The organism is Sedimentitalea sp. XS_ASV28 (assembly GCF_041224545.1).
GTDB lineage: Bacteria > Pseudomonadota > Alphaproteobacteria > Rhodobacterales > Rhodobacteraceae > Sedimentitalea.
This window is the reverse complement of the sequence record NZ_JBGFGP010000143.1, coordinates 33349-58939: the sequence shown is the minus strand read 5'-3', so window position 1 is coordinate 58939 and position 25591 is coordinate 33349. Positions and strand designations below refer to the sequence as shown.

Below are 25591 nucleotides of genomic sequence, written 5' to 3'. Positions count from 1 at the left end.
GGAAAGGGTTTGCGCCGCCTTCGGCGTCGCCTGATGCGAGGGGCTCTGCCCCTCGCGCTCCCCGGGATATTTTGAGCAGGAAAAAGTGGATTTTTCGGTTCCGAGATAGAAGCGGCGGTTCGATAGGTGGCGGGGTGAGGGTCCGAAGGGCGTTCACGCGGCTTGACGAAGGCTCGTCGAGCCCGAGGAAAGGCGCCGTCGCCTAACGGATCAGGCGCGTTGCGATATCTCCGCGCAAGTAGCTGAACCGGCCCGCAGCGATGGTGGCGGCGACCCGCTGCGTATGCTTTTCCAGGATCACGAGATCTGCGCGCATCCCGGGCGCAAGGCGACCCCGATCCGTCAATCCGAGGATTCGCGCCGGTCCATCCGACAGCAATCCCCATGCGTCAGGCAGACCGCATATCCCGCTCCGAACCAACATGAGTGCTGCACGGCGCGGGCTTGGGTAGTGGTAATCGGATGCCACCGCGTCTCCCAACCCCATCGAAATGAGCTCCACGGCGCTGGCGTTTCCCTTATGCGAGCCGCCGCGCACAACGTTCGGCGCGCCCAGGATAACGCTATCACGCGCGTTACGTGCCGCTTCGGCGGCTTCACGTGTCTCGGGGAACTCGCAAATGGTGACGCCACGCGCCCGCCAAGCCTCGCGATCGGCAGCCGAATGGTCATCATGGCTGCCCATGCGGATGCCCGCTGCGGCCAATGCCGGGATCAGTTCGTTCAGCGCGGCGGGCACCTCCCGGCTGCGCCCGTGCAACGCGCGCAGCAACGCCCAATGACGTTCCGGATTGCGCCCGGCCTTCAGCGCCTGGCCGGTCAGACGGGGCGGCCTTTTTCCTTCCGCCAGCCGGTCATGCGGCAGGTGGTCGTTGAAGACCACGTAATCGACCCCCCATTCCGCCACCTTGGCGGGGAGCCCAGCATAGTGATCGAGCAGGTTGATTTCAAAACGCAATTGCGGGATCAGGTCCGTCACGACCTCGACCCGTACATCGCGGATCGCCTCAAACACTCTGGCCGCGAATTCCGGACCGCGAAGTCCGCCCTCCCAGCTATAGAACTGTGCCATCACCGCGGTGGTGATGCCGTTGGCGGCCAGTTCCGCTTCCGCCGCCACGACCCCCTCGGTCATCTCTTTCATGGCGCCCCTGCGCGGAGCGAGATGCCGTTCGAACCCGTCTCCATGCAGATCGATGATGCCGGGCAACACGAGAAACCCGTCAAGATCCACCGTGCGACCGGTCGGTTCGGATGTGATCAATCCATCTTCTAACGACAGCCGTTCCCGGCGAAGGCCGTCAGCAAACAACACGTCGGCCCCTGTCAGGTCCAGCGTCAGGGTGGTCATCTGTCCGGTTCTCCTGTCCCGGTATCCTCGCAGGTTCCGCCCCCGCAGATATCGTCGATCAGTCCGAACACACCATCCAGCCACGAGATGTCCGAGTCAAAACGGCCCTGTTCGATGAAATGAAGCGCCTCTGCAATGACCCTCGGGTTGTTCATCATGAAAGTATGCGTCACCGGCAATACAATATGATCCGCCATTCCCGCGACCTCGGTCGAGCGGACCGATACCTTGCCATCGTCCGGCCCCTCGATCAACGACGAGAAAAGCGGGTTCAGGGAACTGTCGCCGGCGATCACCCCGAGCGGGAAATTCACCGGCGGCAACCGTCTCGGCAGACTGTCGGGACCCGTGCCCAGTTGCATCCCTGCGGGGCCGTTGAGCAGGCCGAAAACCTCGAGATCACCCAGCACATCGACCAGTTCGCTGCCCTGGTTCGGTGGGCCGAGCATGACGACCCGCCCAAGGTTCTCCGGTTTGCCGCGCTGGAACGCATAGCGGATCAGGATGCCGCCCATCGAATGCGCAATAAAATGCACGGTCTGCGGGCCGCATTGGTCGATGGCCGCCGGGATCGTCCCCTGCGCCAGCATCGGAATGGGCAGATCGGTCGAGGGATAGCCAGGCCGCACCACGTCATAGCCGCGCCTGACGAGGACATCTTCCATCAGCGCGAACGACGTCTCGGTGCGGGCCAACCCATGCAGCAGCACCACGCAATCCGCCCTGAGCGGCGCGCCCAGCACGAGCAGCAGCAACAGCGCCGCCAATCGCATCATGTCACGGTGACGTCGCACGTTTCCTCCGCGTCGCGTGTGATGTACTGACTGCAAGCGCGATACCGCCAAGCACCAGAACCGTTCCGAAAATCAGTTTCACGCTCGCCTGCTCGCCAAGCAGCACCGCACCTGCGATCAGCGCAATCACCGGCACCGCGAGCTGGATGATTGCCACGAGAGACGGCGCATAGCGCGGCACCAGGCTGTACCAGAGCGCATAGCCCATCCCCGACGTCACCGCGCCCGAGAGAACGGCGAGCGCGATGCCCGGTGCGGTGATCGTGGTGGCGACGGGAATCATCAGCGCTCCGAGGGCGACCAGAGGTGACGCCACGCAGAAATTCGCCGCCGTCCCCGCGAGCGCATCCCTCTCATTGCGGCCCTCAAGCGTGTAGATCGCCCATCCGATACCGGCAAGCACCATCAGCAGCAGGCCCGTGGAATCGACCGCAACAGTCCCTGAAGGCCAGAGAACCCAGACGAGACCGGCAAAAGCGATTGCCGCCCCCGCCAGTTGCCGACCAAGCGGTGGAGTGCCGGTGAGCGCGGCAATCGCAAAGATCGACAATTGCACCACCCCGAACAAGACCAGCGCCCCCAATCCGGCCTCGAGTGTCAAATAGCTCCATGAAAATCCGATCATATAGAGCGTGAGCGAACCGGCCCCGATCAGCCGACGTGGCGCCAGGATCGGCACCCGCCGCCCGCGCAACAGCACCATCGCGGTCAAGACGACTGCCCCGGACAATATGCGCAGGATCGCGAAACTCGCCGGGTCGATGGCGCCACTGTCGACCGCCAGCCGGTTCAGGATGGAGTTCGCCGCGAAGGCGATCATGGTAATGGTCGTGAGAAGAAACAGGCGCATGGCTCTCCCATAACCTTAACGCGCGAAAAAACAACACTCCCGTTTGCGGGCGTGACCGACCAATGCGGCCCTCCCTCGCCCGGCGACGCAAAAAAGGGGGACCGGATGGCCCCCCTTTCAAAGTCGTCAAGAAGACGAACGGCGTTGGCTTACATCATGCCGCCCATGCCGCCCATGTCGGGCATGCCGCCGCCCGCTCCAGCACCTTCCTTCTGCGGACGGTCTGCGACCATCGCTTCGGTGGTGATCAGCAGACCGGCAACCGAGGCTGCGTCCTGCAGCGCGGTGCGGACAACCTTGGCAGGGTCGATGACGCCAAAGCTGAACATGTCGCCGTATTCTTCGGTCTGAGCGTTGAAACCGAACTTGGCATCGTCGCTTTCGCGGACTTTGCCGGCAACAACCGATCCGTCGACACCGGCGTTCTCGGCGATCTGGCGCAGCGGTGCTTCCAGAGCCTTGCGAACGATGCGGATACCGATGTTCTGGTCGTTATTTGCGCCTTCCAGCCCATCCAGCACCTTGCCGGCCTGAACCAGGGCAACACCGCCACCGACGACGATCCCTTCCTGAACGGCCGCACGGGTCGCGTTCAGAGCATCGTCAACACGGTCTTTGCGCTCTTTCACTTCGACTTCGGTCATGCCGCCAACGCGGATCACGGCAACACCGCCTGCCAGCTTGGCAACGCGCTCCTGCAGCTTCTCACGGTCATAGTCGCTGGTGGTTTCTTCGATCTGGGTGCGGATCTGGGCAACACGTGCCTCGATCTCGGCCTTTTCGCCATTGCCGTCGACAACGGTGGTTTCGTCCTTGGTGATCGACACCTTCTTGGCGGAACCCAGCATGTCGACAGTGACGTTTTCCAGCTTCATGCCCAGGTCTTCGCTGATCACCTGGCCACCGGTCAGAATGGCGAGGTCCTGCAACATCGCCTTGCGGCGGTCACCAAATCCGGGTGCCTTGACAGCAGCGATTTTCAGGCCGCCACGCAGCTTGTTGACAACCAGGGTTGCCAGCGCTTCACCTTCGACGTCCTCTGCGATGATCAGCAGCGGCTTCTGCGACTGGATGACCGACTCGAGCAGCGGAACCATCGGCTGCAGCGAAGACAGTTTCTTCTCGTGCAGCAGGATCATGCAGTCTTCGAGCTCTGCGGTCATCTTGTCGGCATTGGTGACAAAGTAGGGCGACAGGTAACCACGGTCGAATTGCATACCTTCGACGACGTCGGTCTCGGTTTCCAGACCCTTGTTTTCCTCGACAGTGATGACACCTTCGTTGCCGACTTTCTGCATCGCGTCGGCGATCTGCTGACCGATTTCCGCTTCACCGTTGGCCGAGATGGTGCCGACCTGGGCGACTTCGGCGCTGTCGCTGACGTCGCGCGCCGCGGCCTTGATCGCTTCGACGACCTTCGTTGTTGCCAGATCGATGCCGCGCTTGAGATCCATCGGGTTCATGCCGGCGGCAACCGATTTCAGACCTTCCTTGACGATGGCCTGTGCCAAAACGGTCGCGGTGGTGGTGCCGTCGCCGGCTTCGTCATTGGTGCGGCTGGCGACTTCTTTCACCATCTGCGCGCCCATGTTCTCGAACTTGTCTTCCAGTTCGATTTCCTTGGCGACCGAAACACCGTCCTTGGTGATGCGCGGCGCGCCAAAGGATTTGTCGATGACCACGTTGCGGCCTTTGGGGCCCAGTGTCACCTTCACCGCGTCGGCAAGGATATTGACACCCTTGAGCATGCGATTGCGGGCGTCGGTGTCGAATTTGACGTCTTTTGCAGACATGGATTGTCTCCTAGTTTACTGAGTTGGGGTCAGACGAAGCGTGGCGTTCAGGCCGCTTTTGCGGCTGCGCTTGCTTCGATGATTCCCAGAATGTCGCTCTCTTTCATGATCAGCAGCTCTTCACCGTCGACGGTGACTTCGGTGCCGGACCATTTGCCAAAGAGGATTTTATCGCCTTCCGCAACAGCCATTGCGATCAGTTCGCCACTGTCCTTGCGGGCGCCCTCGCCACAGGCAACAACGATGCCTTCGGCGGGCTTTTCCTTGGCGCTGTCGGGGATGATCAGCCCGCCAGCGGTTTTTTCATCGCTTTCGACGCGGCGCACCAGCACCCGGTCATGAAGTGGTTTGAATGCCATCTTTGCAGCTCCTTAACGCTCAAAGTTTCGGGGTCCTCCGCTCCCGTAAGGGTGTTATCACTCACCCCGCAGGAGTGATAACGGCACATAGGTAGGAGGCACCGCCGAGCCTGTCAACAGGTCGTTTCACAAAAAAGTGTCGCCCATCTCTGCCATGCGCTTGCCTCCGCCCCGCATGTCAGAGATCCACGGCTGAGGCGCACGTACACGGTCAGACCCCGCGCCGGACCGCGCAAATCTGCGACCTGTACGGGCATATGCTGGCATCCTGCTACCAGCTGTCCGCCCAATGAACGAGGCCGTCGCTGCCAACCGGGGTCAGCGCGTACACGCCGCGACTCTCGCGCCGGAACCAGCCATAATGGTTGTCGGCCATCAACCGGGTCGCCGCCGCGACGCCCGTCGCCTGCGCCACTTCTGCACCCCTGCTCGGTCCGTGCTCGGCCAGGTAGGCGGCGCAACGCAACGCGTCCTGACGATAGCCGGTCACAAGCCCATGCCGGGTTGCACCGCCCGCATTCGGATCACCGCGCAGCCGGTCGAATTCCCGCAAGAGCCGCTGCGCACGCTTCCGCGATTTTCGCGGCGTGTGGGGACTGGGATCGCAATGAACCTCGACATGCCCATCCAGGCGAACGGTCATCAGCCCGAGGCCCAATCGCCGACATAGCGCAAGATTATCTTTCAACGCCCTTCGCGCACTGCGCCCCGTGGGGCGCGACACGGCGACATAAACCAGATCGGTGATCCTGAGCCGTTCAACCGCCTGATGAAACAGCGACAGGGTAAAACGCAGCTTCATCTCCAGAATCACCGGCGGCTCTTCGCCACGGCGCGCGACCACATCCGCCGCCCCGACTTCGCCCTTGACCTCGTATCCCTGCCGTTCGAGCAGGAGCTTGATCGGCGGATAGAGCTGTTGCTCTTGCGTGAAGACCTTATCGTTCATACCCGAAGGCCTCGAAATCCTCGCGGTATCGATCATAAAGCGCGTCGGCCTGCCCGGCTGTGATGCGCGCATTCGGTTCCGCACGGGCACGATTTCTGTGCGGTAAGTGTCGTACCTCGCCGAAAATCTGCCGGAATACCGGAGCAATCTCTTGTGCCAATCTCTCGAACCGCAGGACCCGATCCACCAGACAGCGCCCCCTGTCATCCATGATATAACGCACCTGTGGCACCAGATGGCGTGCCGTGTCCGGATAATCGTCGGCGATATCCAGCTTCAACATGTCCTCAAGCCCTAGCGAGCGTCCCCGCTTCGCGGCCGCTGCCGACCGGTAGCGAAATTCCGAAAGCACCCGTTCGAACGGATGCCGCACGATCGCGAATTTAAGGTAGCGGTCGAAATCACCGGCTGCGATATGCCCGAGCTTCACGTATTCGTCGGCATATAGATGCGCCAGCTTTTGCGGCCCCGCGGCACGGTCGTTGTTCTGCCGCAACAAAAGCGCCGCACGATCGCGCCATGCCAGGCCCAGATCGTCCAGAAACACGTTCTCGACACTTTGCCCGCCGGTCTTGGGGATGTGAACGAAAACAGTCTTGTGCGCGTGGGAAATCATCGACAGGTCCGGGCGATCCGCCGACACCCTCACAACCGCCCGCGCGAAAGTCAACGCGAAGCAGGGTCCGCAGCAATCAGACCAAGGGTCGCATTCCGCGCAACAGCGGGTGACAAGCGCCGACCGCGTTTCTATAAGGCGCGCGAATTGCACCCTATACAGGACCCACAAGATGACCATTCAGGTTTTTGGACATAAATCTCCCGACACCGACTCGACCGGCTCGCCCATCCTCTGGGCGTGGTACCTGAACGAGATCAAAGGCACCCCTGCCGAGTCCGTGTTGCTGGGTGAACCCAACACCGAAGCCGCCTTTCTTCTGAAACGCTGGGACCTGCCCAAGCCGGCGATCATCGAGGATGTTGCCGATGACGCTCCGGTCGTGATCGTGGACACCAACAACCCCGCGGAACTGCCTGCGAACATCAACAACGCCGATATCCAGTGCATCATCGACCATCACAAGCTGGTAGGCGGCCTGGAAACCAAGGGTCCGATCGACATCACGATTCGTCCGCTCGCCTGCACCGCGACCATTATTTACGACCTGATGGGTGACGACGCCGCCAGGATGCCCGACTGGGCCAAGGCCACCGCGCTGACCTGCATCCTGTCCGATACGCTGGAATTCCGCAGCCCGACCACCACGGAGCACGACAAGGCCGTTGCCGAAAAACTCGCCGCCGAGCTGGGCCTGTCGATCCCGGATTATGCCGCCGAGATGTTCGCCGCCAAATCCGATGTTTCGTCGTTCAGCGATGCGGAACTGCTCCGCATGGACAGCAAGGAATACGAGGTCGACGGGACAAAATTCCGCGTATCGGTTCTCGAAACCACATCGCCTGCCACCGTTCTCGATCGCAAGGCCAGCCTGATGGAGACAATGACCACCGTTGCCTCCGAAGACGGCGTCGATCAGGTTCTGCTGTTCGTGGTCGATATCCTGAACGAAGAGTCAACGCTGCTGGTGCCCAACGATCTGGTCAAAACGGTCGCGGCCAAGAGCTTTGACGCCTCTGCAACCGGCGACAGCGTTGTCTTGCCCGGCGTGGTGAGCCGCAAGAAGCAGATCATTCCCAACCTCAAGGTCTGAGCCACGATCTGTGGATCCCGGTGGCTGCACCGGGGTCTGCACGCCTCTGACCCACCCGCCGCAATACACCGGCGTAGCTTCAAACGCTTGACAACCCGCCGCCCCTTGGTCATTCCGCCAAGTGTTGGTTTCTGCGAAAGCAGATGAAAAGGGAATGCACGACGCAGCCGCCCCCGCGACCGTGACCGGAGAGGTCGCCCAAGCCACTGGCCCAGACGGGTCGGGAAGGCGGGCAGACCGCCAGAAAGCCCCGGCTTTCTGACATCCGCAAGCCGGGAGACCTGCCAGCGCCGATATGACGTTAACCGGGCGGGGTGCCTCGGTGACGGGCCCGGCCCCGGCTTTGCCCGCCTGCCCCGCCTGCCAGACATGGAAGGTGACCGGATGAACCAGACTGCAAACGGGACCGCCCCGGTCGAATTGCTGGTCTGCACGACCTGCCGCAAGGGCATGTCCACCGATATCGAGGGCCCCCGCCCCGGCGCGGTGCTTTACGAAAGCCTCGCAGCGGGCGACCTGCCCTCCGGCGTCACCCTGCGCCCGGTCGAATGCCTGTCAAACTGTGACAGCGGCTGTTCGATCGTCTTGCGCGGCGGCGCGCAGCGCTGGACCTATGTCTATGGCAATTTTGACGAGACCGGTGACGCGGACATGATCCTGGAGGTCGCCTCTCGCTATCACGACACGCCCGACGGCTTGATACCCTGGCGTGAAAGGCCGGTGCATTTTCGCAAGAACTGTATCGCACGCATCCCCCCGATTGGAGACCAGTAACATGTCCGACCTGTCCAAACTGCCCGTCACCGTGATCACCGGCTTTCTCGGTTCCGGCAAGACCACGCTGATCCGCCACCTCATGCAGAACCCGCAGGGCAAGCGGCTGGCCGTGGTGGTCAACGAATTCGGCGATGTCGGTGTCGATGGCGAGATCCTGAAATCCTGTGCGATCCCGGACTGTCCGGAAGAGAATATCATGGAATTGTCCAACGGCTGTATCTGCTGCACCGTCGCCGATGATTTCATCCCGACCATCGAAGCCCTGATGGCGCTTGAGCCACGTCCCGATCACATCCTGATCGAGACCAGCGGGCTGGCCCTGCCGAAACCGCTGCTCAAGGCGTTCGACTGGCCCGATATCCGCAGCCGCATCACCGTGGACGGTGTGATCGCACTCGCCGATGCCGAGGCCGTGGCCACCGGACGGTTCGCGCCCGATGTGGCGCGCGTCGATGCCCAGCGTATGGCGGATGACTCGATCGATCACGAAACCCCGCTCTCCGAAGTGTTCGAGGACCAGATCAGCTGTGCCGATATTATCCTGCTGACCAAACCCGATCTGGCCGGTGCGGATGGCATCGCAAGGGCGCGCGAGATCATCGCCGCCGAAGCGCCCCGCCCGCTGCCCGTGGTCGAGGTTGCCGAAGGTGTCGTGGATGTCCGTGTGATCCTGGGCCTTGAGGCCGCAGCCGAAGACGACATGGATGCACGTCCCAGCCACCATGACGAGGCCGATGACCATGAACATGACGATTTCGAGAGCATTGTCGTCGAATTGCCGGAACAGGCCGATCCCGCCGACCTCGTGACGCGGATCGAGCGGCTGGCCAACGAAAAGAACATCCTGCGGGTCAAGGGATATGTCCCGGTCGCGGGCAAGCCGATGCGGCTTCTGGTGCAGGCGGTCGGCGCGCGCGTGCGTCATCAGTTCGATCGCCCCTGGAAACCGGGTGAAATGCGCCGTGGCCGTCTCGTCGTGATTGCCGAGCATGACGATATCGACACCGCCGCGATCAACGACATCCTGACCGGCACCCCGGTCGCCGCGGAATAGAAGAGTACGGCTCCGATGCATGTCGTCTTTCGCGAAAGCCACGGGCTGGAAGAAACGGAAACCCCGACCGATCTGGGCCAGAGCCCGGCGGATCTGGTGGTTCTGTCCTTTTCCGACAGCGACCTTGGCGCCTTTGCGTCAGGCTGGCATCGCGGCGGCGGCCCGGAAGGGCGAATGCCCTCGCTGCGTCTGGCCAATCTCGCGGCGCTGAAACATCCGCTTTCGGTCGACACCTATGTCGAACAGACGCTGAGCGGCGCCAAGGGCATCCTGATCCGCCTGATCGGTGGCGTGCCCTACTGGTCCTACGGTTTGCAGCAGGTGCAGGCGCTCGCCGCGAAAAACGGGCTGGCGGTTGCCGTGCTGCCCGCCGATGGTCGGGCGGACCCGCGCCTTGACGATTATTCGACCCTGCCCCGCTCGACCCTGAGACGCCTGCAACATCTCTGCGACAGTGGCGGAACCGTCGCGGCGCAGGCGGCACTGGCGCAATTCGCGCTGGCGGCCGGGCTCTATGCCGGGCCGGTGCTCGGGGCCAAGACGCTGCCGCAGGTGGGTGCATGGACGCCGGAACAGGGAGTGACCTGCCCGGCAACCATGTTCGGTGACAACGGCCGGCCCCGCATCCTGATCACGTTTTACCGCGCCTATCTCGCGGCGGCGGACCTCGCCCCGGTCGAGGCCATGTTCGGCGCGTTTCGGGCACGGGGTTTTGATGTCGGCGCGCTGTTTGTCCCGTCGCTGAAGGCCGCCGAAGCGGCGGGCTGGCTTGCGCGGCAGGTCAAAACGCTCGCGCCGGATGCCATCGTCAACGCCACGGCCTTTTCCGGCAAGGGAGAGAGCGGCGCGTCGCCGCTGGACGTGGCGCGGGCCCCGGTCTTTCAGGTCGCTCTTGCAACGTCGTCACGGACCGCCTGGGCCGAAGCAGAACGCGGGCTGTCCCCTGCCGATCTTGCCATGCACGTGGTTCTGCCCGAGGTCGATGGCCGCATCCTTGCCGGAGTCGCCAGTTTCAAGGAACCGGATACGCGCGACGAGGCCTTGCAATTCGCCCGCCACACCCATCAACCGGTGCCGGCCCGGATCAGCGCGATTGCCGACCGGGTCGCCGGATGGATACGGCTCGCGCAGAAACCGGACGCGGACAAGGTGCCGGTCCTGGTGCTCTCCACCTATCCCGGCAAGAACTGGCAAATGGCCCATGCGGTCGGGCTGGATGCTCTGGCCTCGGCGCAGGCAATCCTCGCCGACCTGCACGAACACGGCTATGACACCGCGCCGGGCACCACGCTCGATACGGCGCTGGCCACCGCGCGGATCGACTGGCCGGTCGAGGCGTACAAGTCCGCTCTGGCGACCCTGCCCGACACACTGCGCGACGATCTGAACGTAACCTGGGGCGTGCCCGAAGAGGACCCCGCCTGTGTCGATGGCGCGATACGCTTCACCGCCCTGCGGCGCGGCAAGGCAATCGTCGCCCTGCAACCCGAGCGCGGACAGCCCGCCAGCCGCGACGACGACTATCATGACCTGTCGCGCGTCCCCCGCCACGGCTATGTCGCGTTCTATCTCTGGCTGCGCCATGCGCTCGCCGCCGATGCGCTGATCCATATCGGAGCGCACGGCACACTGGAATGGCTGCCCGGCAAGGCGGTGGCCCTGTCGGATGACTGCTGGCCCGAGGCGCTGATCGGTGATCTGCCGGTGATCTATCCGTTCATCGTCAACGATCCCGGCGAGGCGGCACAGGCCAAGCGGCGAATCGGCGCCGTGACGCTCGGCCACGTGCCCCCACCCCTGCGCAGCAGCGAGACACCCGATCGGATGGTAAGGCTGGAGACGCTGCTCGACGAGTTCTCGAACGCCGACGGTCTGGACCCGCGCCGCCGCGACCGCCTGCAAGCCGACATCCGGGCCGAGGCACAGGCCATCGGGGTCGAGGACGATCTCGGCCTTGACCGCGCCGCCAGTACCGCCGAAGCGATCACCCGGATCGACCGGTTTGTCTGTGACATCAAGGAAAGCCAGTTTGGCGACGGGCTGCATGTCTTTGGCCGCGCCCCCCGGATTTCCAGCCCGTTTGACACAGGGATGACCGCAGATGCCGAACGCACCGGTCTGATCCATGCGCTGCAGGGTCGTCGCGTCGAGGCAGGTCCGTCCGGATCTCCCTATCGCGGGCGGACTGACGTACTGCCCACCGGGCGCAATCTCTATACCACCGATCCGCGCTCGGTGCCCACCCGCAGCGCCCACGCGCAGGGCGTGAAACTCGCCGAGGAACTGGTGCGCCGCCATCTGCAGGATGAGGGCGATTATCCCAGCGGGCTGATCGTCGATCTCTGGGGCTCGGCGACGATGCGCACCGCGGGCGAGGAATTTGCCATGGCGCTGCACCTTCTGGGGGTCAGGCCGGTCTGGGATCCGGGCAGCGAACGCGTCTCGGGCATCGAGGTCTTGCCGATCACCGAGCTTGACCGACCCCGGCTGGATGTGACCTTGCGAGTATCCGGCCTGTTTCGCGACGTGTTCCCGTCGCTCTCGGCGCTGTTCGGGCAGGCGGTGCGCGCCCTTGCCGAACGGGACGAAGCCGCCGACTGGAACCCCTATGCCGGACAGGCGCCGGCCGCGCGCGTCTTTGGGCCCGCCCCCGGCAGCTATGGGCTCGGCATGGGCGATCTGCCAGACACCTATACGGAAGAAGCCCGCGCACAGGCAGGCAAGGCGTGGCTGAACGCCAGCGCATATGCCCTGGAGGGCGCGCATATCGCGCGCGATGACGATGGCATCCGCGACAGGGTGGCGCGGGCCGATGCCTTCGTGCATTTACAGGATCTGGCGGAAACCGACCTGCTGCTGGCCAATGATTATGCCACGCACGAGGCCGGCTTTGCCGCCGCCAAGGCACAGACCGGCGGCAGGGCGACGCTCTATCATCTGGACAACAGCAACCCGGCCACACCCCGCGCCCGCACGCTGCCCGAGGAAGTGGCCCGCGTGGTACATGCCCGCGCGGCCAATCCCGGCTGGATCAAGGGGATGCAGCGGCATGGGTTTCGTGGCGCGGCGGAAATCGCGGCGACGCTCGATCACATGGCCGCTTTTGCGAACCTGGCCGATGCGGTCGCGCCGCATCTCTTTGATCTCTACCATGACGCAACGCTTGGCGATGAGACCGTCGATCGCTTCCTCGCGGAGACCAACCCCGAAGCGCACCGCGCCATGCAGGACAGGTTCCGCGCCCTGCACGAGTCCGGCCTCTGGACGACCCGGCGCAACTCGATCCGCGCGGCAATCGGGGGCAGGACATGAGCGCGCAGGTCAGGGGCTGGTGCCCGGGCGCTTATCGACCGATGATGTCCGGCGACGGGCTGGTGGTCCGGGTGCGCCCGCGTCTGGCACGCCTTGACCGAAAACAGGCACTCGGCCTCTGCGCCGCCGCCCTGCAATATGGCAATGGCACAATCGACCTGACCAACCGCGCCAACCTGCAATTGCGCGGCGTACAACAGGACGATCACGAGACCCTGCTCGCAGAGTTGGCCGCGCTCGACCTGCTGGATGCAGACCCGGCCCTCGAAACCCGCCGCAATATTCTCGTTTCACCCTTCTATGACAATGACGACCTCACCGTCCGGCTGGCCCGAAACCTGACCGACCGCCTGGAAGAATTGCCCGCGCTTCCGGCCAAGTTCGGGTTTGCCGTTGATACCGGCCCCGTCCGGATGCTCGCCGAGTGCTCTGCCGATATCCGGCTCGAACGCGGACCGACCGGTCTGGTCCTGCGCGCGGATGGCGCGGAAACAGGTCGCGCCGTGACCGAGGCCGACGCCATCGAAACCGCAATTGCCCTCGCCCGATGGTTCTCGGAAAACCGCACACCGCATCTGCGCCGCATGGCGCGGCTGATTGCCGCCCATCCGCTGCCCGACATCTGGCACGGCACGCCGGTCGCCCGCGACACGGCGGTTTGCCAACCCGGCCCGCATGACATGGGCATACTCTACGGTGCGCCATTCGGACAGCTCGATGCCAATGCCTTGGCTTCTCTGATCCAGAGAACGGGGGCCGGCGCCCTGCGCGTCACGCCCTGGCGCATGTTCCTGCTGGAAGGCGCCGCTCCAGCCGATCCGGGAGCCTTCATAACGCAACGCGGCGACCCGCTGCTCTGCGCCGATGCCTGCGCCGGCGCACCCTTCTGCCCGCAGGCTGAAGTTGAAACCCGCGCCATCGCCCGCGCGCTCGCGTCCCGGACCCGGGGCAGCCTGCATGTCTCGGGCTGCGCCAAGGGCTGCGCCCGCAGCACTCCGGCGGATGTAACGCTTGTGGGCCGCGCGGGGCGATTTGATCTTGTAAAACACGGGCGCACGGGGGATGAGCCTGCGATGCGTGACCTGACACCCGATGACCTGCTGACCCTGACGGACCTGACCTGATGCCTTACGAATATGAAACCGATGGCGCGGCGATCTATGCGCAGTCCTTTGCCACCATCCGCGCCGAGGCCGACCTGACCCGGTTCGACGCTGACGAAGAACAGGTCGCGGTGCGCATGATCCACGCCGCTGGCATGGTCGGACTGGAAGAATTCATCCATTTCTCTGCGCAGTTTGTCGCGACCGCCCGTGCCGCGCTGGATGACGGAGCACCCATCCTGTGCGATGCCCGCATGGTGAGCGAAGGCATCACGCGCGCACGTTTGCCCGCCGATAACGAGATTGTCTGCACCCTGCATGATCCACGTGTGCGGGCGCTGGCCGCAGGCATGGGCAACACAAGGTCCGCCGCGGCGCTGGAATTGTGGCGGCCCCGCCTCGACGGGGCAATCGTGGCAATCGGCAACGCGCCGACCGCCCTCTTTCACCTGCTCAACATGCTGGAAGACCCCGATTGCCCGCGCCCGGCGGCAATCATCGGCTGCCCCGTCGGATTTGTCGGCGCGGTCGAGAGCAAGGATGCCCTGTGGGCGGCGCAGCCAGTCCCCTGCTGCATCGTCAAGGGCCGGTTGGGCGGATCCGCGATCACCGTCGCCGCGCTCAACGCCATCGCGAGCCGCGCGGAATGAGCACCGGCACGATATACGGCGTCGGCCTCGGCCCCGGCGATCCAGACCTGATGAGCGTGCGTGCAGACCGGCTGCTGCGCGGCGCGCGGCACGTGGCCTATTTCCGCAAGGCCGGGCATGTCGGGCGGGCACGCGCCACCGTTGAAGACCTGTTGCCGGAAAACGCGGTCGAATTCCCGATGGAATACCCGGTCACCACCGAGATCCCGCTTAGCGATCCGCGCTATAACCGGATGCTGTCTGACTTCTACGCCGACTGTACCGAACGCCTGACTTCGCTGGCCCGGTCAGGCGAGGATGTCATCGTATTGTGCGAGGGAGATCCGTTTTTCTACGGCTCTTTCATGCATCTCTACAGCCGCCTGCATGGCAAGGTTCCGGTCAATGTGGTTCCCGCCGTGACCGGGATGTCCGGCGCATGGACGGCGACCGGAACCCCGATCACCTGGGGTGACGATGTTCTGACTGTATTGATGGGCACCCTGTCCGAAGACGCCCTTGTCCGTCACATGGCCGATACCGATGCGCTGGTGGTCATGAAGATCGGGCGCAATTTCGACAAGGTGTGCCGCGCCCTTGCGCGCAGCGGTCTTGCGGACCGGGCGTGGCTGGTGGAACACGCCGCCATGCCCGACCAGACCGTCACACCGCTCAGCGAGGTGTCGTGCGTCGCGGCACCCTATTTCTCGATCATACTCGTGCATGGCCAGGGGCGCCGGCCATGAGCGGCCATGTTCGTATCGCAGGGCTGGGTCCGGGCGATCAGGCGCTTGTGACACCGGAAGTGACGGCAGCTCTGGCAGAGGCGACCGATGTAATCGGCTATATCCCCTATGTCGCCCGCATCGCGTCGCGCGACGGGCTGACCCTGCATGCCAGCGACAACCGCGTGGAACTGGACCGTGCGCGCCACGCACTCGATCTGGCGGCGCGGGGGCGACGGGTCGTGGTCGTTTCATCGGGCGATCCCGGCGTGTTCGCGATGGCTGCGGCGGTGTTCGAGGCCGTCGAGGCGGGCCCGGCAAGCTGGCGTGACCTGGATATTTCCGTCCTGCCCGGGATCACCGCGATGCTGGCCGCCGCCGCCCGCGCCGGAGCCCCGCTCGGCCATGATTTCTGCGCCATCAATCTGAGTGACAACCTCAAACCGTGGAACCTCATCGAAAAGCGGCTGCGCCTTGCGGCGGAGGGCGATTTCGCAATGGCGTTCTACAATCCGCGCTCGAAATCCCGTCCGGAAGGCTTTGAAAAAACGTTGCACCTGTTGCGCGACGCCTGCGGTCCCGACAGGGTGATCCTGTTCGCGCGGGCCGTGTCCACGCCCGAAGAGAATCTGAACGTCACGACACTGGGCAATGCGACCCCGGACATGGCCGACATGCGGACCGTGGTGATCGTCGGCTCGTCCCGCACACGCGTCGTGGACAACAGCAGATCGCCAATCGTCTACACGCCAAGGTTCACGCCGGAATGAGCCAGCCACTCCATAACCTGCGCCGGCGTCCGCGCCTCGTCTCGCGCGGGAATGACAGGCCGGTCGATCATCAGCACCGGCAACCCCAATTGCCGCGCCGCGTCGATCTTGGAGCGCGCGCCGTCGCCCCCGGCATTCTTGGAAACCACCAGTTCGATCCGATGTTGCTGCAACAACGCCCTGTCGGATTCAACGCTGAACGGACCCCGGTCGATCACCACGCCCGCCCCCGGCAGCGGCAGCGCCTCGGGTCGATCGACAAGGCGCAGCAGGTAGCGATGCTGCGAGAGGGCTGCAAAGGCCGCGAGATGCATGCGCCCGACCGCAAGGAACACCCGTCGGGGCACACCGGCCAGCGCATCGACCGCCGCGGCGATATGGGGTACATGCGTCCATTGATCCCGTGGTCCGGCGCTCCATGGCGGCCGGGTCAGCGCGATCAACGGTACGCCGGTTGCCTCACAAGCCGCGACGGCGTTGGTGCTCATCCCTGCGGCAAAGGGATGCGTGGCATCGACCACATGGCTGATGGCCTGCGACCGCAGGAACCGCGCCAACCCATCTTCGCCGCCAAAGCCGCCAACCCGCACCGGGACCGGTTGTTCACGCGGACGATCCACGCGACCGGCATAGGAAAACACCGCGTCCAACCCGGCCTCGGCCACGATACGGGCAAGCGCGCTTGCCTCGCCGGTGCCGCCCAGGATCAGGAGTTTTGCTGGCATGGCTGACGCTCCGTGGTTGACGATTGTCGGATTGGGCGAAGATGGACCGGCGGGGCTGCCGCCTGCAAGCCGTGAAGCGCTGGAGCGGGCGGAAATCGTCATGGGAGCGCGCCGGCATCTGGACCTGCTGCCGGGTCTGGGCGCAGAACGGCTGGAATGGCCTGTGCCCTTTGCCGACGGCATTTCCAAATTGCTCGCGCTGCGCGGGCGGCATGTGGTCGCCCTTGCCTCTGGCGACCCGTTCTGGTTCGGTGCCGGATCGGTGATCGCGCGGCAGCTTGCGCCAGACGAATGGTGCGCGCTGCCCGGCATATCGGTCTTTGCGCTCGCCGCCGCCCGGCTGGGCTGGCCCCTGGAGCGCACCGTAACGCTGGGCCTGCACGCCGCGCCCCTGACGCGGATACGCCCGCATCTGGCACCGGGGCAACGCGTGATCGTGCTGCTACGCGACGGCGCGGCGGTTGCGGACCTGGCCGACCTGCTCACGGCGCTGGGGTTCGGCGATAGCGATTTGCATGTCCACGAGGCGCTTGGCGGGCCGCGCGAACGGCGGCGCAGCAGCCTCGCCGCAACGCTGGATTTCGACGACATCCACCATCCGGTTTGTGTCGGGATCGAGGTTGCCGGGCACGGCATCGCCCTGCCCCTGACCGTTGGCAGAGAGGACAGCATTTTCGAAACCGACGGGCAGATCACCAAGAGCCCGATGCGCGCGCTGACCCTCTCGGCCCTTGCACCGCGACCCGGCGAACATCTCTGGGACATTGGCGGCGGCAGTGGCTCGATCGCCATCGAATGGCTGCTGAGCCATGACAGCCTGAGCGCAACCGCCATAGAACCCCACCCCGCGCGTGCGGCCCGCATCGAACGCAACGCCCTCGAACTGGGCGCCGACCGTTTGCGGGTGATAACGGGGCATGCGCCCGACGCACTTGGCGACCTGCCCCCGCCGGACGCGGTATTCATCGGCGGCGGCCTGTCTGGCGAGATGCTGGCATGGCTTGTCGGCAACCTGCAATCGGGCACGCGAGTGGTCGCCAACGCGGTGACGCTGCAAAGCGAAGCGTTGCTGGCGCAGGCGCATGACACGCATGGCGGCGCCCTGCTGCGGATCGAACTGGCGCAGGCGCAGCCGCTGGGGCGCAAGCGCGGATGGAAATCCGCCTATCCGGTCGTGCAATGGAGCGTCAGCCTATGATCGTCGCCGGGTTCGGATTTCGCGCAGCGGCCAGTCACGCCAGCCTGCAATCGGCTTTTGACGGTGCGGCGGCGGATCGGATCGTTGACGCGGTCGCGGCACCTGCGGATAAGGCGGGTGCCGCCTGCCTGTCGGGCTGGGCCACCGCGCGCGATCTGCCGGTATGGCCGGTTTCGGCTGACCAGATGCAGGCGGTTTGCACCGCGACGCAATCCGCGCACAGTCTGTCCCGGCGCGGGACCGGCAGTGTCGCCGAAGCCGTCGCCCTCGCCGCAGCGGGACCGGGCGCGCGGCTTCTGGTGCATCGTCACATTTCGCAGGACCGGCTTGCCACCTGCGCCATCGCAATCGGGAAAGACACATGACCGTACATTTCATCGGCGCCGGACCGGGCGCCGCCGACCTTCTGACGTTGCGCGGGCGTGATATCATCGCAGCCTGCCCGGTATGCCTCTATGCGGGATCGCTGGTTCCCGAAGAGATCCTGGCGCATTGCCCGCCGGATGCGCGGGTGGTCAACACCGCCTCGATGGATCTTGACGCGATCATCGGCGAGTGCCGCGCCGCGACGGATGCGGGGCAGGATGTTGCGCGGCTCCATTCCGGCGATCTGTCGGTCTGGTCGGCGATGGGCGAACAGATCCGCCGCCTGAGGGCCGAAGGCATCGCCGTGAGCGTAACGCCGGGCGTGCCGTCCTTTGCCGCCGCCGCCGCGTCACTGGGCAGCGAACTGACATTGCCGGGGCTTGCGCAATCCGTGGTGCTGACCCGCACGCCGGGCCGCGCCTCGTCAATGCCGCCGGGCGAAACGCTGGCGAATTTCGCGGCGACCGGTGCAACGCTCGCCATTCACCTGTCGATCGGCAACCTCGATCGTGTCATCGCGGATCTGACCCCCGACTATGGCGCGGATTGCCCGGTCGCGGTCGTCTATCGGGCGAGCTGGCCTGACGAGCGGATCATTCGTGCGACATTGGGCACATTGAAGGACGCCATGGATGACGGGATTTCACGCACCGCGCTGATACTCGTCGGACCGGCGCTGGCAGCAGAGGGGTTTACCGAAAGCTGCCTTTATTCCAGGGATTACGACCGCCGCTATCGACCGCAAAGCGCCGACAGTCCCTGGTCTGGCTGGAGACACGGCGATGATTAACCCGCCCGGCCTTCTGATTTCCGCCCCATCATCGGGGACCGGCAAGACCACCGTCATGCTGGGGCTTTTGCGGGCACTGGCCGAGGACGGGCTGGCGGTGCAACCGTTCAAGAGCGGACCCGACTATATCGACCCGGCCTTTCACCGCGCGGCGGCCGGGCGAGCCTCGTTCAACATGGACAGCTGGGCGATGCATGACGGCCTGCTGGATGCCGTCGCCAGACAGGCCGCGGGAGCGGATATCGTGATCGCCGAGGGATCGATGGGCCTGTTTGACGGGGTGGCAAAGCCGGGTGAGACGGGCCACGGATCGAGTGCCGAAACCGCGCTGCGCATGGGATGGCCGGTTGTGCTGGTGCTCGATGTGGGCGGACAGGCGCAATCGGCGGCGGCGACGGCTCTCGGATTTCGCAGCTACAACCCGGACCTGCCCTTTGCCGGCGTGATCCTGAACCGCGTAGCCAGCCCCCGGCACGAACGCCTGACGCGGCTGGGGATGGAGCGGGCCGGGCTGCCGGTGCTGGGCGTGCTGCCACGACGCGGCGACCTGACGCTACCCGAGCGGCATCTGGGTCTGATACAGGCGGTCGAGCATCCGGATCTCGAAACCGCGATTTCGGGCTATGCCGCCTTCCTGCGCGAACATGTCGACCTTGACGCACTGCGGGCGGCGGCCTCCTCGCGCCCGGGCGGGCCCTCGTCGGCCGCGCTGCCGCGTCCGCCCGCGCAACGGATCGCTCTGGCGCAGGACGCGGCATTCTCTTTCACCTACCCCCATCTGCTGGCCGGGTGGCGTGACGCCGGCGCCGAGATCATGCCGTTCTCACCGCTTCAGGACCAGCCGCCCGCGCCGGAGGCAGACCTGGTATGGCTGCCCGGAGGATATCCGGAACTGCATGCCGGGCGGATCGCCGCAGCGAGCCGTTTCCTGGCCGGGCTGCGAGACCATGCGGCGTCTCGCCCCGTACACGGTGAATGCGGCGGCTACATGGCACTGGGCGAGGCACTGATCGACAAGGCGGGCATCCGCCACCGGATGGCCGGGCTGATAGGTCTTGTCACCTCGTATGAAAAGCGGAAATTCCATCTTGGTTACCGCAAGGCAATGCTGACGACGGCGATGCCCGGCTTTGCCGCCGACGCCGCCCTGCGCGGCCACGAGTTTCACTATTCCACCATTCTCGAACAGCCCGACATGCCGCTTGCGGATGTCACCGACGCCGAGGGGGCCACGGTTGCCGAAACCGGTTCAAAACGAGGCAATGTCACCGGCACGTTCTTTCACCTGATCGCGGAGGCATCGCGATGAGCGGGTTCGTGTCCTTTGTCGGCTCCGGTCCCGGCGACCCGGACCTGATGACACTGAAGGCCGTCGACCGGATGAAACACGCCGACGCCATCCTGTTTGACGACCTGTCGTCGGGGCCGATCCTGTCACATGCCAGAGCCGGCGCCGACCTTGTGGGTGTCGGCAAGCGCGCCGGGCGTCCCTCGCCCAAGCAGGACCACGTGAGCCGCCTGCTGGTCGACTATGCCCGGGGCGGCGCCAGGGTCGTACGGCTCAAGTCGGGGGATGGCGGCATGTTCGGACGGCTCGAAGAAGAACTGGTCGCGCTGCGGGAGGCCGGCATTGACCATGAGATCATACCCGGCATCCCGTCGGCCTGCGCGGCGGCGGCGGCGGCGGGCATACCGCTGACCCGACGGCTGACCGCGCGCCGGGTTCAATTCGTGACCGGCCATGATGTCGCCGGCGAATTGCCCGAGGACCTCAACATGGCCGCGCTCGCGGATGATCAGGCAACCACCGTGGTGTTCATGGGCAAACGCACCTTTCCAAGGCTGGCGGAACTGCTCGTCGCGCACGGCTTGCCGTCAAATACGCCTGCGCTGCTGGCCGAAGCCGTCGGCACCGCAGAACAGGCGCTGCACCGTACCACCGTTTCCGCGCTCGCCGAACGGCTGGCAACCGAGCGGGGTACGGCGCCCGCGCTGATCCTCTACGGGCCGCTGGCAGAGGGTTGAGTGCCGGTTTTGGGCTTGACGCAAGACACGCATCTCTCCCATGAAAGGGAACACGGTGCCCAGGCTCTCAAGGTCTGGGATAATAGGGAACAGGGTGAAATGCCCGGACTGCCCCCGCAACTGTAATCGGGGAGCACGCGTCGATGGAACCACTGGCACAATGCCGGGAAGGGACAGCACGTGCGCCGATCCGAAAGTCAGGAAACCTGCCGTGGTGAAACCGGTCGCGCTGGCGGCCACGTAATCCGCCGGGGTTGGCGGTAAGGAGATTGAAGAACATGCATATCGAACCCGGAATCGTGCACGGTGCCAAAATGGTACTGGCCTATGGAACGGCAGCCGCCGCCGCGGGCTATTCGCTGAAACTGATTGCTGACGAGTTGAAAACCCGCTCTGTCCCGTCCTTCGTCGCGCGCAGCGCGCTGGCGACGGCGGCGGTGCTCGTATTCTTCGAGGTGTTGCCGCATTTCCCCGTTGGTGTTTCCGAGGTCCACTTTATCCTTGGCACGACATTATTGCTGATCCTCGGCATCGCGCCCGCCGCCGTCGGTCTCGCCGCCGGGCTTTTGATTCAGGGCCTGTTCTTTGCCCCGACCGACATGCCGATGTATTTCGTCAACATCACCACCCTGCTGGTGCCGCTCTTTGCCATCGGGGCAATGGCGCGCAAGATGTTGCCGCAGGACGTGGCTTATGTCGACCTGACATACACCGATGTGCTGAAACTGTCGGCAGCCTATCAAGGCGGCGTTGTCGCCTGGGTCGCGTTCTGGGCACTCTATGGCCAAGGCGCAGGTGCCGAGACCTTTGCCTCGGTCGGCAGCTTCGGACTTGCCTACATGATGGTCGTGCTGATCGAGCCGCTGATCGATCTCGCGGTGCTGGCCGCGGCCAAATCCATGAAGGGCTTGCGCCATTCCGCGCTGGTCACGGATCGCCTGCACAACGCCGCCTGAGGGCAACCAACAAGGAGCAGGGCCTCGTCCGTTCGCGCGACGGGGCCTTTTGTTTGTCATGCAAGACTTGTTGTTGGTCGGAATCGGAACCGGCAATCCGGATCACCTGACCCGTGAAGGGGTGGAGGCCATCCGGCGCGCCGACCTGATCCTGATCCCGCGCAAGGGGGCCGGCAAATCGGACCTCGCCGGGTTGCGGGAAACCATCATAAACGACGTGACCGATGAGCCCCCGCGCATCGCGTATTTCGACATCCCCCAGCGACGGACCGATGACGGGTATCTGCGCGGGGTGGACGCGTGGCACGACGCAATCGCAACACGATGGCAGGCCGCGATGGATACCTGCCCGCAGGCCGGGGTGGTTGCGTTGCTGGTCTGGGGCGATCCCTCGCTCTATGACAGTTCGCTGAGGATCGCCGCACGGCTCAATCCGCAACCGCACACCCGCGTCATTCCCGGCATCACCGCGCTGCAGGCGCTGACCGCCGCGCATGCCATTCCGGTCAACGAACTCGGCGCGCCGTTCATGGTGACGACGGGCCGACAATTGCGCGACACCGGCTGGCCGCAGGGCACCGACACCGCGATGATCATGCTGGATGGCGAATGTTCCTTCCAGACTCTCGACGCGGCGCAATATGACATCTGGTGGGGGGCCTATGTGGGGATGGCCCAGGAGATTTTGATCAGCGGCCCGCTCGATGAGGTCTCAGAGCAGATCCGCACCACGCGGGAGCACGCCCGCGCCGATCACGGCTGGATCATGGATATCTACCTGTTGCGCCGGCGTCGCCGGGGTATTTCGCGTTAACGCGCAACCGCAAGCAATCCGGGCACGTCCAGATGGGTCTCGATATGATCCGCCAGCGCATCCATCGTGGCCTCGACCTCCGCGTCATACCGCAGGCCCGCATTGGCCACGCCAAGGCCGAACAGGAATGCCGAGCGGAACCCGTCATTGCGAAAGAGCCCGTGCAGATAGCTCCCCATCACCCGTCCGGTGCCGTTTATCGCGCCTTCGTCAACACCGTCGATACGCGCGAAGGGTCGGGCGCAATCCGGACCGTCTGTCTGACCGATATGGATTTCATAGCCGTCGAACCTCTGCCCTGATGCCAGATGCTCGGCCCGCACCCGCGTCAATCTCTTTTCAGGCTCCATCACGGTGACAACATCCAAGAGGCCCAGCCCCGGCGTTTCCCCTGCCGGTCCCTCGATGCCCTGCGGATCACGCACGCGCTGTCCAAGCATCTGGTAGCCTCCGCAAATGCCCAGAACATGACCGCCACGCCGGACATGCGCCGCAAGGTCGATATCCCACCCCTGCGCGCGCAGAAAGGCCAGGTCGCCCCGGGTCGATTTGCTGCCCGGCAAGATCACCAGATCCGCATCACCGGGAATCGGTTCGCCCGCGCGCAGCATCGTCAGCGTCAGCCCCGGTTCCTGCGCAAGCGGGTCGAGATCGTCGAAATTGGCAATCCGCGACAGGCACAGGCAGACCACGTGGCAGGCGCCGGTATGCGGCGCCGAAGCAATGTCGAGCGCATCTTCGGCGGGCAGCTTCCACGCGTCGGCGAACCACGGCAGAACACCGAAACCCTGCCATCCGCTACGCTTCTGGATCAGCGCATACCCTTCATCGAACAGGCTCGGATCGCCACGAAACTTGTTGATCAGGAAACCGGCAACCATGGCCTCATCCTCGCGGGACAAGACCGCCCGCGTGCCGATCATCTGCGCAATGACACCGCCCCGGTCGATATCGCCGGCGAGCACGACCGGGACATTAGCAGCAACCGCGAAGCCCATGTTGGCAATGTCGCCGTCGCGCAGGTTGACCTCGGCGGGGCTGCCGGCGCCCTCGACAATGATCAGGTCATGCGCCGTGCCGAGGCGGTGGAAGCTCTCGAGCACCGCTGGCATCAGGGTCGGTTTGAGCCTGGAGTACTCCCTTGCCCGCACGGTTGTCCGAAGCCGCCCCTGCACCACGACCTGCGCGCCCGTATCGGTCTCGGGCTTGAGCAGGATCGGGTTCATGTCCGTATGCGGCTCAAGCCCGCAGGCCAGCGCCTGCAACGCCTGAGCGCGCCCGATTTCGCCCCCATCTGTGGTGACGGCGGCATTGTTGGACATGTTCTGTGGCTTGAACGGCGCGACAGACAGCCCCCGCCGCCGGGCAGCGCGGCACAGACCGGCCACCAACATGGACTTTCCCACGTTCGACCCGGTTCCCTGGATCATCAACGCCTTGGTCACGGCAAAATCGTGCCACGCATCAGGAAGCCCTCCGGCAAGTCATTTCGGCTGTTCCGGCGCGATGGTCCGGGCAGGCCGGATCAGGAAACCACCTCTTCGAACTCCCGCCATTCCCGCGCGCTCATACCGGAATTTTCCTGTGTCACGGTTTCGCCCTTAAGCATCCGCCGCAAACAATCGACCATCTGCGCCGACATGGTGACTGCGCCCATGCGATAATCCTCAAAGGCACCATAGGCCGCGGGCACCCAGTCGGCGACCATTTCACAGATCGCATCGGCATAGACGCGGATTTCGTACTGGGCATGAGAATCCGCGCGCAGGCGCAGGAAGTGGAAGAGATTGTGCAGGTCCACCTTCCAGTACCATTGCGTGTAGATATTCGCCGGCAGGTTCATACGCGCCAGCTCCCGTGCCAGCCCCTCCTGCCCGTCAGAGGAAATCATCGTTTCGTAATTGTCATAGCAGCGGGCGGAATCCGCCTTGAGGATCTCCAGCACCCGCGCCGCTTCCTCGCCCTGCAACACATCGCCCCTGCCCTGGTTGTTGACCTGCGACTGGGCGTTGATGTGCTCGGGCGCGGGAATATAGAATTCACGGTCGAGGATCGAATAGCGCGCGGAATATTCGTTCACATTCGCCGTGCGATGCCGGATCCACTGTCGTGCGACAAAGACCGGCAGTTTCACGTGCAGCTTGAGCTCGCACATTTCAAACGGCGTGGAATGCCAGTGCCGCATCAGATAGCGGATCAATCCCTCGTCATTCTGGACCGATTTCGTCCCCTTGCCATAGCTCACGCGGGCCGCCTGGCAGATCGCCGCATCATCCCCCATATAGTCGATGACCCGGACGAACCCGTGATCCAGTACCTGGCGCGCCTGATAGAGGTGCTTTTCCATGCCCGGCGCGACCGTGCGCAAGGTCGGCTGCGGATCGGACCGCAACGCGTCGATTTCGGCCTGTTGTTCTGGTGACAGCGGCATGGCGAATCCTTTCGCAGCAGAATCTCTTGAGAACTCGACTGTATATAGTGATGTGGCGCACGTGAACCGCTAAATGGGGGTCACCTATCGGCCACGTTGATCGACTTTGGC

General features: G+C 64.5%; 25 protein-coding genes and 2 riboswitches. Of the genes, 15 read left to right on the top strand and 10 right to left on the bottom strand.

Annotated features, from left to right (window positions below):
* Positions 1 to 202: 202 nt before the first annotated feature.
* The 7 genes from AB9K34_RS13530 to AB9K34_RS13500 form a co-directional block, all read right to left on the bottom strand.
* Positions 203 to 1351, bottom strand: a complete 1149-nt coding sequence (locus AB9K34_RS13530) for an alpha-D-ribose 1-methylphosphonate 5-triphosphate diphosphatase (RefSeq protein WP_369954954.1) — start codon at positions 1349 to 1351, stop codon at positions 203 to 205.
* The gene (locus AB9K34_RS13525; protein WP_369955046.1) at positions 1348 to 2124 is read right to left on the bottom strand and encodes an esterase/lipase family protein; all 777 of its coding nucleotides are present in this window, start codon (positions 2122 to 2124) and stop codon (positions 1348 to 1350) included. Before AB9K34_RS13525 ends, AB9K34_RS13530 begins: the two co-directional genes overlap by 4 nt.
* 4 nt (positions 2125 to 2128) lie before the next feature.
* Complete coding sequence (locus tag AB9K34_RS13520) at positions 2129 to 2995, bottom strand: DMT family transporter (protein ID WP_369954953.1); 867 nt, start codon at positions 2993 to 2995, stop codon at positions 2129 to 2131.
* A 149-nt stretch (positions 2996 to 3144) separates the two neighbouring features.
* Entirely contained in the window at positions 3145 to 4788 is a 1644-nt protein-coding gene (gene groL, locus AB9K34_RS13515) for a chaperonin GroEL (protein WP_369954952.1), read from the bottom strand.
* A gap of 47 nt (positions 4789 to 4835) precedes the next feature.
* Positions 4836 to 5147 (bottom strand): co-chaperone GroES, encoded by a 312-nt coding sequence (locus AB9K34_RS13510; RefSeq protein ID WP_369954951.1) that lies wholly within the window; start codon positions 5145 to 5147, stop codon positions 4836 to 4838.
* 271 nt (positions 5148 to 5418) lie between these two features.
* Positions 5419 to 6096 carry a DUF2161 domain-containing phosphodiesterase gene (locus AB9K34_RS13505; protein ID WP_369954950.1) on the bottom strand — a complete coding sequence of 226 codons (678 nt, stop codon included), beginning with the start codon at positions 6094 to 6096 and terminating at the stop codon, positions 5419 to 5421.
* Entirely contained in the window at positions 6086 to 6712 is a 627-nt protein-coding gene (locus AB9K34_RS13500; RefSeq protein WP_369954949.1) for a sulfotransferase family 2 domain-containing protein, read from the bottom strand. Before AB9K34_RS13500 ends, AB9K34_RS13505 begins: the two co-directional genes overlap by 11 nt.
* Positions 6713 to 6884: 172 nt before the next feature.
* Between AB9K34_RS13500 and AB9K34_RS13495 the strand changes: the two genes are divergently transcribed.
* From AB9K34_RS13495 to cobJ, 8 genes are all read left to right on the top strand, one after another.
* Complete coding sequence (locus tag AB9K34_RS13495; RefSeq protein ID WP_369954948.1) at positions 6885 to 7805, top strand: manganese-dependent inorganic pyrophosphatase; 921 nt, start codon at positions 6885 to 6887, stop codon at positions 7803 to 7805.
* Positions 7806 to 7913: 108 nt separating this feature from the next.
* Positions 7914 to 8109, top strand: a riboswitch (cobalamin riboswitch).
* An 80-nt stretch (positions 8110 to 8189) separates the two neighbouring features.
* On the top strand, positions 8190 to 8579 hold the full coding sequence (locus AB9K34_RS13490) for a DUF1636 family protein (protein ID WP_369954947.1): 390 nt from the start codon (positions 8190 to 8192) through the stop codon (positions 8577 to 8579).
* A 1-nt stretch (position 8580) separates the two neighbouring features.
* The gene (gene cobW, locus AB9K34_RS13485) at positions 8581 to 9636 is read left to right on the top strand and encodes a cobalamin biosynthesis protein CobW (protein WP_369954946.1); all 1056 of its coding nucleotides are present in this window, start codon (positions 8581 to 8583) and stop codon (positions 9634 to 9636) included.
* 15 nt (positions 9637 to 9651) lie between these two features.
* On the top strand, positions 9652 to 12948 hold the full coding sequence (gene cobN / locus AB9K34_RS13480; protein WP_369954945.1) for a cobaltochelatase subunit CobN: 3297 nt from the start codon (positions 9652 to 9654) through the stop codon (positions 12946 to 12948).
* On the top strand, positions 12945 to 14072 hold the full coding sequence (gene cobG / locus AB9K34_RS13475; RefSeq protein ID WP_369954944.1) for a precorrin-3B synthase: 1128 nt from the start codon (positions 12945 to 12947) through the stop codon (positions 14070 to 14072). Before cobN ends, cobG begins: the two co-directional genes overlap by 4 nt.
* The gene (locus AB9K34_RS13470) at positions 14072 to 14701 is read left to right on the top strand and encodes a precorrin-8X methylmutase (protein WP_369954943.1); all 630 of its coding nucleotides are present in this window, start codon (positions 14072 to 14074) and stop codon (positions 14699 to 14701) included. The genes cobG and AB9K34_RS13470 overlap by 1 nt, the downstream gene beginning before the upstream one ends.
* The gene (locus AB9K34_RS13465) at positions 14698 to 15426 is read left to right on the top strand and encodes a precorrin-2 C(20)-methyltransferase (RefSeq protein ID WP_369954942.1); all 729 of its coding nucleotides are present in this window, start codon (positions 14698 to 14700) and stop codon (positions 15424 to 15426) included. The genes AB9K34_RS13470 and AB9K34_RS13465 overlap by 4 nt, the downstream gene beginning before the upstream one ends.
* The gene (gene cobJ, locus AB9K34_RS13460) at positions 15423 to 16175 is read left to right on the top strand and encodes a precorrin-3B C(17)-methyltransferase (RefSeq protein ID WP_369954941.1); all 753 of its coding nucleotides are present in this window, start codon (positions 15423 to 15425) and stop codon (positions 16173 to 16175) included. Before AB9K34_RS13465 ends, cobJ begins: the two co-directional genes overlap by 4 nt.
* Here the strand turns inward: cobJ and AB9K34_RS13455 are convergent.
* The gene (locus AB9K34_RS13455) at positions 16148 to 16900 is read right to left on the bottom strand and encodes a cobalt-precorrin-6A reductase (protein ID WP_369954940.1); all 753 of its coding nucleotides are present in this window, start codon (positions 16898 to 16900) and stop codon (positions 16148 to 16150) included. The two genes, cobJ and AB9K34_RS13455, sit on opposite strands and share 28 nt — an antisense overlap.
* Between AB9K34_RS13455 and cbiE the strand changes: the two genes are divergently transcribed.
* The 7 genes from cbiE to cobF all read left to right on the top strand — a co-directional run bounded on the left by cbiE (position 16899) and on the right by cobF (position 23049).
* The gene (cbiE, locus tag AB9K34_RS13450) at positions 16899 to 18098 is read left to right on the top strand and encodes a precorrin-6y C5,15-methyltransferase (decarboxylating) subunit CbiE (RefSeq protein WP_369954939.1); all 1200 of its coding nucleotides are present in this window, start codon (positions 16899 to 16901) and stop codon (positions 18096 to 18098) included. The two genes, AB9K34_RS13455 and cbiE, sit on opposite strands and share 2 nt — an antisense overlap.
* The gene (locus AB9K34_RS13445) at positions 18080 to 18463 is read left to right on the top strand and encodes a cobalamin biosynthesis protein (RefSeq protein WP_369954938.1); all 384 of its coding nucleotides are present in this window, start codon (positions 18080 to 18082) and stop codon (positions 18461 to 18463) included. The genes cbiE and AB9K34_RS13445 overlap by 19 nt, the downstream gene beginning before the upstream one ends.
* Complete coding sequence (gene cobM, locus AB9K34_RS13440; protein WP_369954937.1) at positions 18460 to 19254, top strand: precorrin-4 C(11)-methyltransferase; 795 nt, start codon at positions 18460 to 18462, stop codon at positions 19252 to 19254. The genes AB9K34_RS13445 and cobM overlap by 4 nt, the downstream gene beginning before the upstream one ends.
* Complete coding sequence (locus AB9K34_RS13435) at positions 19247 to 20563, top strand: cobyrinate a,c-diamide synthase (protein WP_369954936.1); 1317 nt, start codon at positions 19247 to 19249, stop codon at positions 20561 to 20563. Before cobM ends, AB9K34_RS13435 begins: the two co-directional genes overlap by 8 nt.
* Positions 20560 to 21279: a uroporphyrinogen-III C-methyltransferase gene (gene cobA / locus AB9K34_RS13430; protein ID WP_369954935.1), complete on the top strand. Its 720-nt coding sequence runs from the start codon at positions 20560 to 20562 to the stop codon at positions 21277 to 21279. Before AB9K34_RS13435 ends, cobA begins: the two co-directional genes overlap by 4 nt.
* A 36-nt stretch (positions 21280 to 21315) precedes the next feature.
* Positions 21316 to 21508: riboswitch (cobalamin riboswitch) on the top strand.
* Positions 21509 to 21557: 49 nt separating this feature from the next.
* Positions 21558 to 22235, top strand: a complete 678-nt coding sequence (locus AB9K34_RS13425) for an energy-coupling factor ABC transporter permease (protein ID WP_369954934.1) — start codon at positions 21558 to 21560, stop codon at positions 22233 to 22235.
* Positions 22236 to 22293: 58 nt separating this feature from the next.
* On the top strand, positions 22294 to 23049 hold the full coding sequence (gene cobF / locus AB9K34_RS13420) for a precorrin-6A synthase (deacetylating) (RefSeq protein WP_369954933.1): 756 nt from the start codon (positions 22294 to 22296) through the stop codon (positions 23047 to 23049).
* Here the strand turns inward: cobF and AB9K34_RS13415 are convergent.
* Both AB9K34_RS13415 and thyX read right to left on the bottom strand, forming a co-directional pair.
* Positions 23046 to 24479: a cobyric acid synthase gene (locus AB9K34_RS13415; RefSeq protein ID WP_369955045.1), complete on the bottom strand. Its 1434-nt coding sequence runs from the start codon at positions 24477 to 24479 to the stop codon at positions 23046 to 23048. The two genes, cobF and AB9K34_RS13415, sit on opposite strands and share 4 nt — an antisense overlap.
* Before the next feature lie 95 nt (positions 24480 to 24574).
* Complete coding sequence (gene thyX, locus AB9K34_RS13410; RefSeq protein ID WP_369954932.1) at positions 24575 to 25480, bottom strand: FAD-dependent thymidylate synthase; 906 nt, start codon at positions 25478 to 25480, stop codon at positions 24575 to 24577.
* Positions 25481 to 25591 lie beyond the last annotated feature (111 nt).

Excerpts from the sequence above, each read along its gene's own strand:
- AB9K34_RS13530 (WP_369954954.1), bottom strand. The coding sequence starts at position 1,351 with ATGACCACCCTGACGCTGGACCTGACAGGGGCCGACGTGTTGTTTGCT.
- AB9K34_RS13525 (WP_369955046.1), bottom strand. The coding sequence starts at position 2,124 with ATGCGATTGGCGGCGCTGTTGCTGCTGCTCGTGCTGGGCGCGCCGCTC.
- AB9K34_RS13520 (WP_369954953.1), bottom strand. The coding sequence starts at position 2,995 with ATGCGCCTGTTTCTTCTCACGACCATTACCATGATCGCCTTCGCGGCG.
- groL (WP_369954952.1), bottom strand. The coding sequence starts at position 4,788 with ATGTCTGCAAAAGACGTCAAATTCGACACCGACGCCCGCAATCGCATG.
- AB9K34_RS13510 (WP_369954951.1), bottom strand. The coding sequence starts at position 5,147 with ATGGCATTCAAACCACTTCATGACCGGGTGCTGGTGCGCCGCGTCGAA.
- AB9K34_RS13505 (WP_369954950.1), bottom strand. The coding sequence starts at position 6,096 with ATGAACGATAAGGTCTTCACGCAAGAGCAACAGCTCTATCCGCCGATC.
- AB9K34_RS13500 (WP_369954949.1), bottom strand. The coding sequence starts at position 6,712 with ATGATTTCCCACGCGCACAAGACTGTTTTCGTTCACATCCCCAAGACC.
- AB9K34_RS13495 (WP_369954948.1), top strand. The coding sequence starts at position 6,885 with ATGACCATTCAGGTTTTTGGACATAAATCTCCCGACACCGACTCGACC.
- AB9K34_RS13490 (WP_369954947.1), top strand. The coding sequence starts at position 8,190 with ATGAACCAGACTGCAAACGGGACCGCCCCGGTCGAATTGCTGGTCTGC.
- cobW (WP_369954946.1), top strand. The coding sequence starts at position 8,581 with ATGTCCGACCTGTCCAAACTGCCCGTCACCGTGATCACCGGCTTTCTC.
- cobN (WP_369954945.1), top strand. The coding sequence starts at position 9,652 with ATGCATGTCGTCTTTCGCGAAAGCCACGGGCTGGAAGAAACGGAAACC.
- cobG (WP_369954944.1), top strand. The coding sequence starts at position 12,945 with ATGAGCGCGCAGGTCAGGGGCTGGTGCCCGGGCGCTTATCGACCGATG.
- AB9K34_RS13470 (WP_369954943.1), top strand. The coding sequence starts at position 14,072 with ATGCCTTACGAATATGAAACCGATGGCGCGGCGATCTATGCGCAGTCC.
- AB9K34_RS13465 (WP_369954942.1), top strand. The coding sequence starts at position 14,698 with ATGAGCACCGGCACGATATACGGCGTCGGCCTCGGCCCCGGCGATCCA.
- cobJ (WP_369954941.1), top strand. The coding sequence starts at position 15,423 with ATGAGCGGCCATGTTCGTATCGCAGGGCTGGGTCCGGGCGATCAGGCG.
- cbiE (WP_369954939.1), top strand. The coding sequence starts at position 16,899 with ATGGCTGACGCTCCGTGGTTGACGATTGTCGGATTGGGCGAAGATGGA.
- AB9K34_RS13455 (WP_369954940.1), bottom strand. The coding sequence starts at position 16,900 with ATGCCAGCAAAACTCCTGATCCTGGGCGGCACCGGCGAGGCAAGCGCG.
- AB9K34_RS13445 (WP_369954938.1), top strand. The coding sequence starts at position 18,080 with ATGGAGCGTCAGCCTATGATCGTCGCCGGGTTCGGATTTCGCGCAGCG.
- cobM (WP_369954937.1), top strand. The coding sequence starts at position 18,460 with ATGACCGTACATTTCATCGGCGCCGGACCGGGCGCCGCCGACCTTCTG.
- AB9K34_RS13435 (WP_369954936.1), top strand. The coding sequence starts at position 19,247 with ATGATTAACCCGCCCGGCCTTCTGATTTCCGCCCCATCATCGGGGACC.
- cobA (WP_369954935.1), top strand. The coding sequence starts at position 20,560 with ATGAGCGGGTTCGTGTCCTTTGTCGGCTCCGGTCCCGGCGACCCGGAC.
- AB9K34_RS13425 (WP_369954934.1), top strand. The coding sequence starts at position 21,558 with ATGCATATCGAACCCGGAATCGTGCACGGTGCCAAAATGGTACTGGCC.
- cobF (WP_369954933.1), top strand. The coding sequence starts at position 22,294 with ATGCAAGACTTGTTGTTGGTCGGAATCGGAACCGGCAATCCGGATCAC.
- AB9K34_RS13415 (WP_369955045.1), bottom strand. The coding sequence starts at position 24,479 with ATGATCCAGGGAACCGGGTCGAACGTGGGAAAGTCCATGTTGGTGGCC.
- thyX (WP_369954932.1), bottom strand. The coding sequence starts at position 25,480 with ATGCCGCTGTCACCAGAACAACAGGCCGAAATCGACGCGTTGCGGTCC.